Source organism: Roseitranquillus sediminis, from assembly GCF_016918935.1.
Classification (GTDB): domain Bacteria; phylum Pseudomonadota; class Alphaproteobacteria; order Rhodobacterales; family Rhodobacteraceae; genus Roseitranquillus; species Roseitranquillus sediminis.
The window spans coordinates 208,995-225,011 of record NZ_JAFFOB010000015.1 but is presented as its reverse complement, the minus strand read 5'-3'; the positions used below and the strand labels follow the sequence as shown (position 1 = coordinate 225,011).

At 70.6% G+C, this 16,017-nt stretch carries 12 protein-coding genes and 1 tRNA gene; 6 read left to right on the top strand and 7 right to left on the bottom strand.

Annotation, left to right across the window (positions count from 1 at the left end; genetic code table 11):
- The first annotated feature begins 114 nt into the window (after positions 1-114).
- Positions 115-822, top strand: a complete 708-nt coding sequence (locus JM664_RS09170) for a glutathione S-transferase N-terminal domain-containing protein (RefSeq protein WP_227419606.1) — start codon at positions 115-117, stop codon at positions 820-822.
- A 205-nt stretch (positions 823-1,027) separates the two neighbouring features.
- On the opposite strand, the gene JM664_RS09165 is transcribed toward JM664_RS09170, so the two are convergent.
- Complete coding sequence (locus tag JM664_RS09165) at positions 1,028-1,609, bottom strand: inner membrane-spanning protein YciB (RefSeq protein WP_227419605.1); 582 nt, start codon at positions 1,607-1,609, stop codon at positions 1,028-1,030.
- A gap of 12 nt (positions 1,610-1,621) precedes the next feature.
- Positions 1,622-2,521, bottom strand: a complete 900-nt coding sequence (locus JM664_RS09160) for an EamA family transporter (RefSeq protein ID WP_227419604.1) — start codon at positions 2,519-2,521, stop codon at positions 1,622-1,624.
- Between the two features lie 57 nt (positions 2,522-2,578).
- Between JM664_RS09160 and JM664_RS09155 the strand changes: the two genes are divergently transcribed.
- Positions 2,579-3,076 carry an MgtC/SapB family protein gene (locus JM664_RS09155; RefSeq protein ID WP_227419603.1) on the top strand — a complete coding sequence of 166 codons (498 nt, stop codon included), beginning with the start codon at positions 2,579-2,581 and terminating at the stop codon, positions 3,074-3,076.
- Between the two features lie 4 nt (positions 3,077-3,080).
- Here the strand turns inward: JM664_RS09155 and ftsY are convergent, their stop codons facing one another.
- Positions 3,081-4,487 carry a signal recognition particle-docking protein FtsY gene (gene ftsY, locus JM664_RS09150; RefSeq protein WP_227419602.1) on the bottom strand — a complete coding sequence of 469 codons (1,407 nt, stop codon included), beginning with the start codon at positions 4,485-4,487 and terminating at the stop codon, positions 3,081-3,083.
- A gap of 142 nt (positions 4,488-4,629) precedes the next feature.
- Complete coding sequence (locus tag JM664_RS09145; RefSeq protein ID WP_227419601.1) at positions 4,630-6,297, bottom strand: NAD(P)H-dependent oxidoreductase subunit E; 1,668 nt, start codon at positions 6,295-6,297, stop codon at positions 4,630-4,632.
- 156 nt (positions 6,298-6,453) lie between these two features.
- On the opposite strand from JM664_RS09145, the gene JM664_RS09140 reads away from it, so the two are divergent.
- A tRNA-Gly gene (locus JM664_RS09140) sits at positions 6,454-6,527 on the top strand.
- Between the two features lie 26 nt (positions 6,528-6,553).
- On the opposite strand, the gene JM664_RS09135 is transcribed toward JM664_RS09140, so the two are convergent.
- On the bottom strand, positions 6,554-8,587 hold the full coding sequence (locus tag JM664_RS09135) for a tetratricopeptide repeat protein (RefSeq protein ID WP_227419600.1): 2,034 nt from the start codon (positions 8,585-8,587) through the stop codon (positions 6,554-6,556).
- An 11-nt stretch (positions 8,588-8,598) separates the two neighbouring features.
- Positions 8,599-9,078, bottom strand: coding sequence for a hypothetical protein (locus tag JM664_RS09130; protein ID WP_227419599.1), 480 nt, complete (start codon positions 9,076-9,078; stop codon positions 8,599-8,601).
- Positions 9,079-9,362: 284 nt separating this feature from the next.
- On the opposite strand from JM664_RS09130, the gene JM664_RS09125 reads away from it, so the two are divergent.
- From JM664_RS09125 to JM664_RS09115, 3 genes are all read left to right on the top strand, one after another.
- On the top strand, positions 9,363-11,144 hold the full coding sequence (locus JM664_RS09125) for an ABC transporter transmembrane domain-containing protein (protein WP_227419598.1): 1,782 nt from the start codon (positions 9,363-9,365) through the stop codon (positions 11,142-11,144).
- A 106-nt stretch (positions 11,145-11,250) separates the two neighbouring features.
- Positions 11,251-13,137, top strand: a complete 1,887-nt coding sequence (locus JM664_RS09120) for an acyl-CoA synthetase (RefSeq protein ID WP_227419597.1) — start codon at positions 11,251-11,253, stop codon at positions 13,135-13,137.
- Position 13,138: 1 nt separating this feature from the next.
- Positions 13,139-14,200: an ATP-grasp fold amidoligase family protein gene (locus JM664_RS09115; protein ID WP_227419596.1), complete on the top strand. Its 1,062-nt coding sequence runs from the start codon at positions 13,139-13,141 to the stop codon at positions 14,198-14,200.
- Here the strand turns inward: JM664_RS09115 and JM664_RS09110 are convergent.
- The gene (locus JM664_RS09110; protein ID WP_227419595.1) at positions 14,188-15,864 is read right to left on the bottom strand and encodes a PRC-barrel domain-containing protein; all 1,677 of its coding nucleotides are present in this window, start codon (positions 15,862-15,864) and stop codon (positions 14,188-14,190) included. The two genes, JM664_RS09115 and JM664_RS09110, sit on opposite strands and share 13 nt — an antisense overlap.
- Positions 15,865-16,017 lie beyond the last annotated feature (153 nt).

Sequence of the window (16,017 nt, the reverse complement as noted above, 5' to 3'; positions counted from 1 at the left end):
GCGTTCGCCGGTCCGCGCACATGGCCTGTGCGGCCGCCGCAGCCGTCAGAAGGTTGCCTCGACCGTCCCGAACCCCAATGTCACACATCGAACGATGAACGCGAAGGAGACTGCATGACCCGCCCGATCGACCTCCATTACTGGCCCACGCCGAACGGCTGGAAAGTCACCATCGCCCTCGAGGAAATGGGCCTGCCCTACGAGGTCCACACCGTGAACATCGGCAAGGGCGAGCAGTTCGAGCCGGACTTCCTGAAGATCGCGCCGAACAACCGGATGCCCGCCATCGTCGACCATGACGGGCCGGACGGCCAGCCGATCTCGATCTTCGAGTCTGGCGCAATCCTGCAGTATCTCGCGCGCAAGACCGGGAGCTTCTACGGCTCGACCGAGCGCGAGCGGGTGGCGGTCGAGGAGTGGCTGATGTGGCAGATGGGCGGCGTCGGCCCGATGGCGGGCCAGGCGCACCACTTCCTGAAGTACGCCCCCGCGATGGACCCGCCGAACGACCTGCCCTACGCCAAGGAGCGCTACCGGGGCGAGACCGGACGGCTTTACGGCGTGCTCGACCGGCGGCTGGCGCAGAACGAGTATGTCGCTGGCGACTTCTTCTCCATCGCGGACATGGCGATCTGGCCGTGGGCCTCGCTCTGGGAGGGGCAGCAGCAGACGCTGGACGACAAGCCGAACATGGCGAGATGGCTCGACCTCGTGGAATCGCGCGAGGGCGTTCGCCGCGGGCGCGCGGTCAAGGAGGAACTGCGGAGCAACCTGCAGAAGGACCGTGACGCGCAGAGCGTGCTCTTTGCGCGCCGGGCTTGAGCGCAAGACCCACTAGACCTGGTCTGCTCGAGACGGGGTCCGTCACCGCAAGGTGGGGGACCTCTCATTAATTCGGAGCCGCGCCGCGCCACCTCGCCTTGGGCGATAGCTGACGCAGCGCCAACTCCACGACACGGGTCGGCGCCGGCGTGGCCCGGCGGGACGGGCGCGGCGGCGCAACTGTTGCTGATCGGATCGGTCAGGCTCAGTCCTCGACGCCGTGGTCGCGGAAGAGGCGGTTCTGCGTGACGAAGAACAGGAAGATCGCGGCGGTCAGGCCGAAGGTCTTGAAGTTGACCCAGGCGTCGGTAGACATCGTCCGCCAGACCACCTCATTGAGGATGGCGAGGCCGAAGAAGAGCGCAGTCAGCCGCCGGGTGAGCATCATCCAGCCCTCGGCGTCGAGCGGAACGACTTCGTTCATGACGAGGCGCAGGTAGCTCTCGCCCCGGAGCAGGCCGAAACCGAGGATGCCGCCGAAGATCAGGTAGATGAGCGTGGGCTTCATCTTGAAGAAGCGCTCGTCGTTCAGCCACACAGTCAGGCCGCCGAAGATCACCACCAGCACAAGCGTCACGACCTGCATCCGGCTGAGGCGCCCGGTCAGGCGCCAGAGCGCGAACGTGCTGGCGGCCATCAGCGGCACGAAGAGCGCGGTGATGACGATGAAGCCGGTGTACTCGGTGCCGGCGAGGTTGAAGGTCCTCTCGCGCAGGAGCAGGTAGCCCGCGAAGAACAGCGCGATCGGCCCGAGCTCGAGCACCGTCTTCCACTTGCCTGCGCTCATTTCGCCCCCGGTTCAGCCGCCGCTCTCTACTAGCACGGCCCCCGCCGCGATCAACACCATGAGGGCGGTGCGCTTCGGCCCCACCGTCTCGCCGAGGAAGAGCCAGCCGATCAGCGCAGCGAAGACGACGCTCGTCTCGCGCAGCACCGCGGCCTCGCCCACCTTGTCGAGCCGCGTCGCGAGCATGACCGATCCGAAGGAGAGAAATCCGATGACCGCGCCGGTCGCCCCGCGCACCGCCAGGCCGAGGTCGAGCGGCGTCCGGTCGTGCCGCCACCGCACCGCCACGATGAGCGGCATGAACCAGGCGTCGAGCAGGAAGAACCAGACGACGAAGGTGAAGGGGTCCGCCGTCGCCCGGATGCCGTAGGCGTCGTAGGTGGTATAGAGCGCCACGAAGCAGCCCGTCAGCACCGCAAGCCATAGCGCCAGCGGCAGTCGCTCGCGGTCCGCAACGATGTTGCGCAGGTTGTAGAGGGCGAGGCCGTAGATGCCGGCGAGCAGGACGCCCACGCCGCCCCACTGGACCAGCGTGAACCGCTCGCCGAAGATCAGGTAGGCGCCGATCACGGTGAAGAGCGGCCCGGTCCCGCGTACCACCGGATAGACCACCGTGTAGGCCCCGCGCGAATAGCACCAAGCCTGCGACAGCTTGTAGCCCTGGTGGATCACGAAGACGCCGACGAAGATCGGCCACATGTGCGGCTCCGGCCACGGCACCACGAAGAGCGCGAGCGGCAGCGCGATCAGGAAGGCGAATACGTCGATCGCGCCGCGGCTCATCCACGGGTCGTGCCGACCCTTCTGCAGCGCACCGAAGAGCGCGTGCAGAACGGCCGCCGACAGCGCGAGCACCGTGGCCAGCTGCCGCCCCGCCTCCGTCCCCTCGAGCGAGACGAGCCACTCGCTCATGCGGTGGAACAGGCGCCGGGTTCGGGCGTCATATTGTCGCTAAAAGGGACTATCCGGATGTTCGACGAATTCATCACCGACTTCGGCGACCCGTTCGCCGCGGTATCGTGGCAGGTCGCCTCGATGCGAATGCTCTTCGCGCTGCTGCTCGGCGGGATCATCGGCTGGGAGCGCGAGGTGGCGACCAAGCCGGCGGGCCTGAGGACGCACATGCTCGTCTCCCTCGCGGCGTGCATCTTCACGCTGCTCACCTTCGAACTGATGCAGCTCGAGGTGGCGGGCGGCAGCGACGCCATGCGCACGGATCCGATCCGCCTGATCGAAGCGATCACCAGCGGAGTCGCGTTCCTCGCGGCCGGCATGATCTTCACCGACCACGACAAGGTGCGCGGCCTGACCACCGGCGCCGGCCTGTGGCTCGGCGGCGCGATCGGCGTCGCCTGCGGGCTGGGGCAGCTGATGCTCGCGAGCCTCGCGACGGGCGTCGCGCTGATCGTGCTCTGGCTGATGCGGCTCCTGCTCGCGAGGCTCACGTCGCAGAAGGAGCCGCGCTGACGCGTCAAGCCGCGGCGCCCGTCAGGGCGCGGGCAAAGTCCTGGGGATCGAACGGCTGCAGGTCGTCGATCTGCTCGCCGACGCCGATCGCGTGGATCGGCAGGCCGAAGCGGTCCGCCAGCGCGACGAGGACGCCGCCCTTGGCGGTGCCGTCGAGCTTGGTCATCACCAGGCCCGACACGTCCGCCATCCTTCGGAACGTCTCGACCTGGCTCAGCGCGTTCTGACCGGTGGTGGCGTCGAGCACGAGGATGGTGTTGTGCGGCGCGTCGGGATCCTTCTTGCGCAGCACGCGGACGATCTTGGCCAGCTCCTCCATCAGGTCGGCGCGGTTCTGCAGCCGCCCGGCGGTGTCGATCATCAGGAGGTCCGTCCCCTCCGCCTGCGCCCGCGTGAGCGCGTCGAAGGCGAGGCTGGCAGGATCGGTCCCCTGCTCGGCCTTCATCACCGGCACGCCGGCGCGCTCGCCCCAGACCTGGAGCTGCTCGACCGCCGCCGCGCGGAACGTGTCGCCCGCGGCGATGATGACCGACTTGCCGGCGGCGCGGAACTGGCTCGCCAGCTTCCCGATGGTGGTAGTCTTGCCTGACCCGTTGACGCCCACGACCAGCACCACCTGCGGCTTCCTCGGATAGAGCGGCATCGGCCTCGCCACCGCCTCCATGACGCGGGCGATCTCGGCCGAGAGCAGGCCCTTGATCTCCTCGACCGAGAGCTTCCGTCCGAAGTGCCCCTCGGCCAGGTTCGCCGTCACCCGCAATGCGGTGTCGACGCCCATGTCGGCGGAGATCAGCAGTTCCTCGAGGCTCTCGAGCATGTCGTCGTCGAGCGTCCGCCGGATCACCGGCGCGGCCGCGCGGCCCCGGCCCAGCAGGCGGTCGAAGAAGCCCGGACGCGGGCTCTCGGCCGCCGGCGAGGCCGGGGCGTCGGCGACGGTGCCGCCCGGCGTGGGCGGCACCTCCATCGGCGGCGTCTGGCGCGTCGGCTCGGGCTCGCGCGGGGGCACGCCCGGCGGTTCGGGCGCCGGCTGCGGCTCGCGTACCGGCGGCTCTTCCGGCTGCGGCACGTCCTGCGGCACCTCTTCCGGCGTGGCCGGCGGCACCGGCTCCGGCTCCTCGGCGGGCGTGGGCTCGGTCTCCGGCGGCCGCACCGGGTCCGGCGTCGAGGGCGGCACCTCGTCCGGCCCGGGCTCGGGTCCCGGGCCCGGCACCGGCGGCTCCCCCGGCGGCAGGTCGGGCTCCGTCGGCGTCGGCTGCGACGGCGGGATGTCGGGGCCCGGCGCCGGCGGTCCGGGGTCCGGCACGTCCGAGGCCGCGACTTCGCCGCCCTCCGCCACGATCGCGTCGAGCCCCTCCTCGAGCTTCGAGGAGGACTTGAAGAGCCGGTCCTTCAGCTTTCCGAAAAACGACATGGGCAGATCCTCTCGCGGTTCACCTAAGCCAACGCCCGGCCGAGCGAAAGGTGCCGCCACCCCGCGCCCACAGCCGACGCCGCGCGGAGGCGCGGGCGGCGGAACATGTCTCGCGCCGCAAGGCGCACATTCAGGCAGCCGGTCAGACCTCGTCGGGGAAGTGCTTCATCGTCAGCAGGAACGGATTCGACGCCGCCTGCCCCAGGCCGCAGATAGAAGCGTCGCGCATCACCTCCGCCAGCTCCTCCAGCAGCGGCCGGTCCCAGCGCTCCGCCCCCATCAGCTTCACCGCCTTCTCGCAGCCCACGCGGCAGGGCGTGCACTGGCCGCAGCTCTCGTCCTCGAAGAACCTGAGCATGTTCAGCGCCGCGCCGCGCGCCGAATCGTGCTGGCTCAGCACCACGATCGCCGCCGAGCCGATGAAGCTGCCCTCCCCCGCCAGGGTGTCGAAATCGAGCGGCAAGTGGTCGAGCCGCGCCGGCAGCAGCCCCGAGGACGGCCCGCCCGGCTGGTACGCCTTCAGCTCGTGCCCATCAGCCATGCCGCCGGCCGCCGCAATCACGTCACGGACCGTCGAGCCCGCCGGCAGCAGGTACATGCCCGGCGCCCGCACCCGGCCGCTGACCGAATAGGACCGGAGCCCCCGCCGGCCGTTCAACTCCACCCCGTTCAGCGTCTCCGGCCCCTCGCGGCAGACCCGTGCGACCCAGTAGAGCGTCTCGACGTTGTGCACGAGCGTCGGCCGCCCCCAGAGCCCCACCTGCGCGACGAACGGCGGCCGGTGCCGCGGCATTCCGCGCTTGCCCTCGATCGACTCAAGCATGGCGCTCTCCTCGCCGCAGATGTAAGCGCCCGCGCCGCGTCGGATCTCCAGAAAGCCCGGCGCCGCGATCTCCGCTCGCTCCAGCGCCGCGATCTCCCGCCGCAGGATCTCTATGGCGGCAGGATACTCGTCGCGGATGTAGAGGTAACAGCGGTCGACCCCGACTGCCCACGCCGCGATCAGCGTCCCCTCGAGGAAGACGTGCGGCGTCCGCTCGAGGTAGTAGCGGTCCTTGAAGGTGCCGGGCTCGCCCTCGTCGCCGTTCACCGCGAGGTAGGTCGGCGGCTCGGCTCCGCGCACGAAGCTCCACTTCTTCCCGGTGGGAAAGCCCGCGCCGCCGAGGCCCCTCAGGCCCGATTCCACCACCTGCGCCTGCACCGCGTCCGGGTCGCCGCCCCGCCTGAGCTCCGCCAGCGTCTCGTAGCCGCCGGTCCGCAGATAGGCGTCGAGCCCCTCGTAGTCCGGCATCCGCGGATGCACCGCGCCCGCCTCGACCGCCGCCAGCACGGCCTCGGGCGTGGCGCGGTCGACATGGTTGTGCCCGACCTCGGCGGTGGGCGCGACGTCGCACCGGCCCATGCAGGGCGCGCGCACCACCCGCACCTCCGCCGGATCGGTCCGGCCCATCAGCGCCGCCATCAGCTCCCGCGCCCCCGCCATCTCGCAGGAGAGCGAGTCGCAGACCCGCACCGTCAGCGGCGGCGGCGGCAGGTCGCCCTCCCGCACCACGTCGAAGTGGGCGTAGAAGGTCGCGACCTCGTAGATCTCCGCCTGCGGCAGCGTCATTTCCTCCGCCAGCGCCCGGATGTGCGGCGCCGAGATGTGGCCGTGCGCATCCTGGATCAGGTGCAGGTGCTCGATCAGAAGGTCGCGCCGGCGCGGCCGCGTGCCCAGCAGGTCGCGCACCTCGCGCAGCGCCTCGTCGTCGAGCTGCCGCCCCTTCGGAACCGTCCGGCCGCGCCGGACGGTGTCTTGCGGTGCTGCCATGTAATCCTCCCATCGGCAGACTAGCCTCTGGAGCGCAAACCGCCAGCCCGTCGGCACGGCTCGCTCCCGGCCCCGCAGCGCCGGTCGTATCGCTCCGCAGGCGACGCGTGGCGCAACTTGACGGAGACGGCCGGCGGACGTAACTCAAGGGCGCGCGCGGGTATGGTGTAATGGTAGCGCCCCTGCCTTCCAAGCAGGTCGTGCGGGTTCGATTCCCGCTACCCGCTCCACGCTTCCGGACGTCGCGCCTTGACCCTCAGGCGCCGGGACCGGCAAGCCGCCGGCTTATCTCGACGTGCTCCGCCTCGAGCGCCCGCGCCCTGTCGTGCTCGCCGCAGGTTTCGAGCACCACGGCGAGGTTTGCGAGGCACGTCGCGGTTTCGGGATGCTCGCCCGGGTGCAGCGTGCGCCGGATTGACAGCGCATGGTCGAGGAGCTGCGCCGCCCGCCGGTTCCGGCCGGCGAGGAAGGCGGCGTGGCCGAGGTTGTTGAGCGCCGTCGCCGTGACCGGGTGCCCATCCCCGACCGCACGCCGCGCCGCGCGCAGGGCATGCCGCGCGGCCGGCAGAGCCGCGCGCAGGTCGCCGCGGTCGAGATGGAGGCGCGCGACGTTGCAGAGGCCCTGCGCCACCGCGACATGATGCTCGCCGAATGACCGCCGCCAGACCTCCAGCGCCGCGAGATGATCGGTCTCCGCCTCGTCGAGGCGCCCCACCGCCTGGCGGAGGCTGCCGCGGAGGCTGAGGCTATCGGCCGTCGACGGATTGCCCGCGCCGAACTTGCCCATACGGATCGCCAGCGCGCGCGCACACGCCGCCTCCGCCGCCTCCAGGTCCCCGAGGCGGAGAAGCGCCCCCGCAAGGTTGTGAATCGCGTCGCCGCAGTCCGGGTGGTCCTCTCCCAGCGCGGCGGTCAGCATCTCGACCGCCGTGCGAAAGGATTCGCGCGCGCGGTCCGTCTCGCCCGCCTCGAGCTCGACGCAGCCGAGGTTGTTCCACGCCTGCCCGACATCGGGATGCCGCTCACCCAGGGTGCGGCTCGCGAGCGAGATGGCGCGCTTGTAGAGGTCGCGCGCCCTGGGCAGGTCCCCCCGCTCGGCGGCGAGGCCCGCGAGATGGTCGAGGCTGGTGGCGACGTCCGGGTGCGTCGGGCCGAGGACGCGGACGAGGGTGGCGTGCGCCTCGTCACAGAGCGCCTCGGCCGCGCCGAGAGCGCCCGTGCGGCGGTGAACGAGGGCGAGGTCCATCATCGCGCGCGTCGTCGCGGGATGGTCGCGCGGCAGCGCGTCGCGCCGGATCTCCAGGCAGCGCCCCAGCGCATCGGCCGCGGCGCCCCAGTCTCCGGCCGCGAAGCAGGTACGCCCCAGCCCGTGCAGCAGCCGCGCCAACGCCAGTTGCGCTCCGCCGCCCGCGTCGGCCAGTGCGCCCCCCAGCTCATCGAATGCGGCGCGGGCGCGCGCGATCCGGCCACGGTCGCGCATCAGGTCGGCCCGGTCGATCATCAGCTCGACCCGCGCGTCTGCGTCCGGGCCGGCGTCGGCAAGCGCGGCGTCGAGTGCGGCCTCGGCACCGTCATAGTCGCCGAGCTCTCGCAGGGCGCGTGCGCGCAGCCACCGGCTCCGCGCCGTCGGCCATTCGGGCGAAGCCTCTGCGAAGCCCAGCGCCTCGTCCGCAGCGACGAGCGCCTCGCGGAAGCGGCCGGACAGCCGTTCGGCCTCGCTCAGGCGCTCGAGATAGCCGGCGCGCTCGGTGGCGCGCCGCGGCAGCAGGCCCAGCGCCTCGCGCAGGATCTCCGCGGCTGCGGCATAGTCGAGCTGGGTCATAGCGAGGTCGGCGCGCATCGCCGCCAGGTTCGCCGCGCCCGAGAGCCGCGCCTCGGCGGCCCGCTGCGCCGCCCGCGCGCGCTCGACCTCCAGCCGCTGTGCCGCCAGCAGGCGGCGCCCTGCCTCGTCGAGCTCGCCCGCCTCGACCGCCTGCGCCGCCGCGTCGCGCAGCGCCTGGACCTCCACGTCGTCCGGGCGGAACGCGCGGAGTTCGGCGCGCAGCCGCTGGTAGCTTGTCGCGATCCGCCGGAGCTCGTCGTCGAGCCGCTCGGGCGGCACCGCCTCGCGGTCGAGCGTGCGGAAGAAGCTGGCAAGCGCCTGCTCGCTGACGTCGAGCTCGCGCGCGTAGCTCTCGAAGAGCTCGAGCGAGATGGCATAGCCGCGGACGATCCGAACATCGCCGTCGCCAAGATGCGTGACGGCGACACCGCCATCATGCGCCACCGTCTCGATTCGCTCGCCCGGCATCCGCACGGCCGTCAGGCGCCGCGGCCCTTGCGGCGCAGCCGGGCATCCAGCGCCTGCAGCTCGACCCGTGCAGCCGCCGGATCGTCGCTTTCCAGCGCTTCGGCGAGCGCATCCCAGGCGCCGCCGTCGCTTTCGGTGCGCAGATCCGCCGTCAGCGCATCGACGCGATCGGGCGAGAGCTGCGCCGCATCCATCGCGCGCACCAGCCGCGCCGTCGCGGTACGCGACAGGCCGAGCCGGGTGCGCCACTCCTCGAAACGATCCGTCGAGACCGTTTCGTTCAGCCGCACGTCCACGTTGCCGTTGCCGATGCTCGTGACCGCGGCCGAGCCGCCGCTCGCCTCGGTGCGGATCCCGCCGCGGTCGTCGCTCTTGCCGCCAATCAGCTGCCGCACGATCAGCGTCCCGGCTCCGCCCGCCCCGAACAGCGCCAGGACCGCGATCACCAGTGCCTCCTGGTTCGAGAGCCAGTCGAGCATCAGGTATGCCAACGCCTCAGGGCGACGAACGTGCTCTGGCCGAGGAAGTCGTACCTGACGAGAGTGCCCTGATCTGCGACGACGCGCGCGAGGAGGACGCGTTTCCGGAGCTGCATCGCGAGACTCCTCCCGAGGTTGAAGGTGACTTTGAGTTAATCACGTTCGCCCGTTTCTGTGTAGCGAATCCCCTCTCGCCGGCGCCTTCTTCGATCCGCCTCGCCGCGCAGCGCACCGGTCCGCCCGCGGCTTGCCGCGCGAGCGGGACGCGGCTAATCCTGCGCGGCGGCGGAGGTGTCATGGCGCAGGCGGTGAGCGAGCGGGACAGATCCAGGCGCGTCGGCGCGCTGGCGGCGCTGTGGCCGTTCCTCAGCCCCTACCGCGCGCTGCTCATGGCGGCGCTGGCGGCGCTGGTGCTGACCGCATCCGTTTCGCTGATGCTGCCGATTGCGGTCCGCCGCGTCGTCGACGGATTCGAGACCTCGGCGGTAGCGCTGCTCGACGAGTACTTCATCGCGGCGCTCGGCCTGGCGGCGCTGCTCGCGGTGGGAACGGGCCTGCGCTACTACCTCGTGACGCGGCTGGGCGAGCGGGTGGTGGCGGACATTCGCAAGGCGGTCTTCGACCGGGTCATCGGCCTCTCGCCGGCGTTCTACGAGCGGATCATGACGGGCGAGGTCCTGAGCCGCATCACCACCGATACCACCGTGATCCTGTCGGTAGTCGGATCGTCGGTGTCGGTGGCGCTGCGCAACGTCTTGATCCTGATCGGCGGGCTCGCGCTGCTGTTCTGGACCTCGGCGAAGCTGGCCGGGCTGGTGCTGCTGATCGTGCCGGCGATCATCGTGCCGATCGTGGTTCTGGGCCGCCGGCTGCGCGTCCTGAGCCGGCAGAACCAGGACTGGATCGCCGCCTCTTCCGGCAGTGCGTCCGAGGCGCTGCTGGCGGTGCAGGCGGTGCAGGCATACACCCACGAGCGCGCGAGCCGCCGCGCCTTCGCCGACGTGACCGAGCGCAGCTTCGACGCCGCGCGCAAGCGGATCGGCGTCCGGGCGGTGATGACGGTGATCGTGATCCTGCTCGTCTTTTCGGGCATCATCGGCGTGCTCTGGGTCGGCGCCCGCGACGTGCGCGCGGAGGCGATGAGCGTGGGCGAGCTGGTGCAGTTCGTGATCTACGCGGTGATGGTCGCAGGCTCGGTCGGCGCGCTGAGCGAGATCTGGGGCGAGCTGCAGCGCGCCGCCGGAGCGACCGAGCGGCTGGTCGAGCTGCTCGGCACGACCGACGCAGTGCAGGATCCGCCCGCGCCGCGCGCGCTGCCGAAGCCGGTCCTGGGGCGGGTGACGCTGGAGAACGTCACCTTCCGCTATCCGTCGCGCCCCGAAGACGCCGCGCTCGAGGGCGTCAGCGTCGACATAGAACCGGGCGAGACCGTGGCGCTGGTCGGCCCGTCCGGGGCGGGCAAGACGACCGTGATCCAGCTCCTCCTGCGGTTTTACGACCCGCAGGGCGGCGCGGTCCGGCTCGACGGGGTGGACCTGCGCGAGATGGTGCGCGCCGACTTCCGCCGCGCCATCGCGGTGGTGCCGCAGGACCCGGTGATCTTCGCCACGACGGCGCGCGAGAACATCCGCTTCGGCCGGCCCGAGGCGTCCGACGCCGAGGTCGAGGCAGCCGCCCGCGCCGCCGCTGCACATGACTTCCTCGCCGACCTGCCGCAGGGCTATGACACCGAGGTCGGCGAGCGCGGCGTGATGCTGTCGGGCGGGCAGAAGCAGCGCGTGGCCATCGCGCGGGCGATCCTGCGCGACGCGCCGGTGCTGCTGCTCGACGAGGCGACCAGCGCGCTCGACGCCGAGAGCGAGGCGGCGGTCCAGCGCGCAGTGGACCGGCTCAGCCGTGATCGCACGACGCTGGTGGTCGCGCACCGGCTCGCGACGGTGAAGCGGGCCGACCGCATCCTGGTCTTCGACAGGGGCCGGATCGTGGCGGAGGGGACGCACGACCGGCTGGTGGCACAGGGCGGACTCTACGCCCGGCTCGCGCGGCTCCAGTTCACGGAGGGCATCGCGGCCGAATAGGCCGCAAGGTCGCGCTTTCCGGCGCTGCGACCCGTTGCTAGTGTCGGGCACCGATGGCGCCGCCCGGGTGGCGCAGCCGAAGGACGACAGGGGAGGGTCGCCCGCCATGGCTTCATTCGCGTCCAAGGCAGATGCCGAGGCGATCCAGAACGAGATGCCGTGGAACGCGCGCGGCGTCCCGCAGACGATCTACCGGATGTTGAGCGAGACGGCCGGACCGCACGGCGCCCGCAGCGCGGTCAGCTACCAGATCCAGTCGGGTCCGCGCGACAAGGCGATAACGCTGACGTGGAGCGAACTGCACGCCCAGGTGACGCAGGCCGCGAACCTCTTCCGCAGCCTCGGCGTGGGAGAGCGCGACGTGGTGGCCTTCGTGCTGCCCAACTCGGTCGAGACGGCGGTAACGCTGCTCGGCGGCGCGGTGGCGGGCATCGTCAATCCGATCAACCCGCTGCTCGAGTCCGGACAGATCGCCGGGATCCTGCGCGAGACGCAGGCAAAGGTCGTGGTGACGCTGCGCGGCTTTCCCAAGACCGACATCGCCGCCAAGGTCGCCGCCGCGCTGGAGGAGGCGCCGGGGGTGGAGACGGTGCTCGAGGTCGACCTGCGGCACTACCTCGCGCCGCCGAAGTCCTGGCTCGTGCCCCTGATCCGGCCCAGGACCAGGGTGCGCCACAAGGCGCGCGTTCTGGACTTCGCGGCGGAGGTCGCGCGCCAGAACCGCACCCTCGACTTCGCCGACAGCGCCGGCGACCGGGTGGCGGCCTACTTCCACACGGGCGGCACGACGGGCCTGCCCAAGATCGCGCAGCACCGCTATTCCGGCATGGTCTACAACGGCTGGATCGGCGCGACGCTGCTCTTCCGCGAGGACGACAACCTGATCTGCCCGCTGCCGCTGTTCCACGTGTTTGCCGCTATCGTGGTGGTGATGTCCTCGCTCGCCTCCGGCGCACACGTCGTCTACCCCACGCCGGCCGGCTATCGCGGCGAGGGCGTGTTCGACAACTTCTGGAAGCTGATCGAGCGCTGGAAGATCAGCTTCGTCATCACCGTCCCCACCGCGATCAGCGCGCTGATGCAGCGCCCGGTGGACGCCGACGTCTCCTCGCTCAAGCTCGCCTTCTCGGGCTCGTCGCCGCTGCCGGTCGAGCTCTACAACCGCTTCGAGAAGGCGACCGATGTAAACATCGTCGAGGGCTACGGCCTGACCGAGGCGACCTGCCTCGTCTCATGCAACCCGCCGGGCGGCAGCAAGAAGATCGGCTCGGTTGGGATCCCGTTCCCCTACACGGACGTCAGGATCCTGCTGCACCGCCATGGCGAGGTGCAGGAGTGCGCGACCGACGAGGTGGGCGAGATCTGCATCGCCAGCCCCGGCGTCAATCCCGGCTCGACCTACACGGAGCGGGACAAGAACAACGACCTCTTCCACCACGACGTCTACCTGCGCACCGGCGACCTCGGCCGGATCGACTCGGACGGCTACATCTGGATCACCGGCCGCGCCAAGGACCTCATCATCCGGGGCGGCCACAACGTCGACCCCGCGCTGATCGAGGAAGCGCTGGCGGGGCACGACGCCGTCGCCTTCGTCGGCGCCATCGGCCAGCCGGACGCGCATTCGGGCGAGCTGCCCTGCGCCTACGTCGAGCTCTGCGAGGGCGCCGAGGCGACGGTCGAGGAGTTACGCGCCTTCGCCCGCGAGCGGATCACCGAACGGGCGGCGATGCCTAAGTACATCGAGATCCTCGACGAGCTGCCGAAGACGGCCGTGGGCAAGATCTTCAAGCCGGATCTGCGCAAGCGCGCCATCGCCCGGATCTACGACCAGGCGCTCGCCGCCGCCGGGCTGGAGACGCGGGTGGCCGAGGTGATCGATGACCGCAGGCGCGGGCTCGTGGCTCGCCTGCACCGCGCCGGCCCGGAGGAGGACGTGCGCGTGGCACAGGTGCTCGGCGACTATACCCGCCCCTGGGAGTGGGCCGACTGACATGAGCACCAACTTCGGGCGCAAGCTCAGCGGCGCGTTCGATGCCGCGCTCTTTCTCGCCGTCGATCTTCATGCCTGCCTCTCGCACCCCGTCGCGGCGCGCTTCGCCTACCGCCACGGGGGCCGGCGGCGCCCGCGCATCGCGATGCCGCAGACAGTCAACGAAAAGTTCGCCTGGCGAAAGATCTTCGACCACGATCCGCGCTTTCCTGTGATCTCGGACAAGCTCGCGGTGAAGGCATGGGCGCGGAGGGTCGTCCCGAACCTCGTCGTGCCGCGAACGCTCTGGTCGGGAACCGAGCCCGATCAGATCCCCGAGGAGGTCTTTGCCCACGACGTCGTCGTCAAGGCGAACCACGGCAGCGCGATGAACCTCGTCGTCCGCCGGGGCGAGCTGGACCGCGCGAAGCTGCGAAGCAAGGCGGTGCGCTGGCTCGCCGCCGACTATGCCGGCTACTGTGGCGAGTGGGGCTATGCCCAGATCCCGCGCCGCCTGTTCGTCGAGGAGCATGTCGGCGCCCCCGGCACGACGCTGCACGAGCTGAAGTTCTACACCTATGGCGAGCGGATCCTGCGGATGGTGCAGATCGTCGGGCGGTTCGGCGAGATGGCCGGCCGCCGCTACGCCTGTGACGCAGACGGCATGCGCCTTGTCGACACCGGCCAGCGTGCCGACGTTTCCGACAAGCTGTGGGAGGGCGGCCTGCCCGCGACCTTCGACGTGGCCGAGGACGTGGCGAGGCGCCTCGGTGCGCAGTTCGACCAGATGCGGGTGGACCTGCTGACGGACGGGCGCACCGTCTGGCTAAGCGAGCTGACCGTCTACAACATGGGCGGCCGGCTGAGCGCGACCGGCAACGAGGCTGCCGGCCCAGAGACCGAGGCCTGGGATATCCGCCGATCGCACTTCCTGCGCCATCCGCCCGCCGCCGGCTGGCAGGCGTTCTACGCGCGGCGCCTCGCCCTCGCCCTCGACCGCCAAGACAAGGCGAAGGGTCAGCATAGAAAAAGGGCCGCCCGGAGGCGGCCCCTTCCCGAAACGGAGAGCGCTCACCCTTCGTAGGCTTCCATCGCCTCTAGCTCTTCCTCGGTCGCGTCGATGTAGACACGCAGGTCGTCACCGGCTTCCGAGCGCAGCAGCGTCAACTGGTCGAAGGGGACCATGACCTGCTTCTCGCCCAGGCCAAGGAAGCCTCCGACGCTGATGATTGCGCCTTCGACCATGCCGTCGGCCGACAGGATCAGGTCGCTGACCTCGCCGACGTCCTCGTCGTTCATGCCGTAGACATCGGTGCCGGTGAGGTTCTCGACGTCGACCTCGTTCACCTCGACCATCGCATAGCCTTCACGCTCGACCATGCCGGCACCCATTCCGGCGCCCATGCCCTGGGCGGCGGGCTCGGCAACCGGGTCGGCGACCGGCTCGAGCTCGGCCTCGGCTCCTTCGACGGCCTGTTCGGCCTCCTGGCCAGCCTCCTGCATCTCGGCTTCGACGCCTTCGACTGCCTGCTCGGCCTCCTGGCCAGCCTCCTGCATCTCGGCCTCGACGCCCTCAGCCGCCTGCTCGGCCTCCTGACCGACCTCTTCAGCGGCCTGCTCGACCTCCTGTCCGGCCGCGTCCATTTCCGCCGCGGCGTCCATCTCTGCCTCGGCCTGCTCACCCTCGGCCAGCGGCATCTGCTCTGCGCCCTCGGGCTGCTCACCCTCGGCGGCCTGCATCTGCTCGCCTTCCTCGGCCTGCTCGCGGAAGGTCACCTGGGGCTCGCCCACCTGCGTGAACTGCACCTGCGGATCACCTGCGGAGCTGAACTCGACCGTCGGCTCGGCGCTCTCGAAGCGGATCGTCGGCTCAGCCCGCTCGACCTGCACGTTCGCCTGCTGCGAGCCTTCCTCGGCGGCATAGCTCACGCGGGCCTGCGCTTGGGTCATGTTGACCTGCGCCTCTTCGGCCTGACGCTGCTCGCCCTGCGCGATGGTCTCGCCGGTGGCGCGGTCCTGCACCTGGACGCCCTGCGGCTCTTCGCCCTCCTCGACCCGACGCAGCTCCAGCTCCACGTTCGGGTTGGTCTGCGTCACGCGGACCGTCGGCTCGGCCTGACGGACCTCGATCTGAGGACGCGCGCTCGCCACATCGACGCCCGGCGGCGGCATGGTCACGATGATCTCGGGCGCGGGGTTCTCGATCGTGATCGTGGGTTGGGGCATGTCGACGCGGATCGTCGGCGACGCCTGGCGGATCAGGATCTCAGCCGGCTGCTCGCGCACGGTGACGTCCGGCGCGGTCTCGTTCACCACGACCTCCGTCTCGCCCTGCTCGATGTCGACCTGCGGCGCGGTGCGCTCGAGGAACACGAGGCCCTCGATGACGACCTCGTCCTCGAGCTGGACGCGCGCGGTCGAGGTTTCGGCCAGCTCGCCCTCGGCGGCGACCTCACCTTCGGCCTGCTCGGTCTCCTGAGCCTGGTCGGTCTCGCCGGCGGCCTGCTGCTCCTCCTGCAGGCGTCCGATCTCTACGGCGACCACACGGCACTGCTCGAGGTCGGCCGCCTGGATGATCTGGTTCAGCTCCTCCTCGGTCTGGCTGACGCCTTCAGGGAGATCCTGCTGCAGGAACTGCTCCAGCTGGACGCAAGGGTCCTCCTGAGCGGCGGCGGGCGTGACTGCAAAGGCGGCGGGCAGCGTCAGGGCCGTACCCATCATCAGCCGCTTCAAATGTACCGAAACCATGTTCGTCCTCCGTAGCGTGGTGGTTCTGGCTCACCAATCGGTGAAGCGCCAATATGTTCCGCTACCGCCTGGATGGCTGCGTCGCATGCACCGCCGCGCAGTCGCCTTTCTGCGCGAAGGCGGCAGCTGAAGCTATTGATGCTGACGCATTTT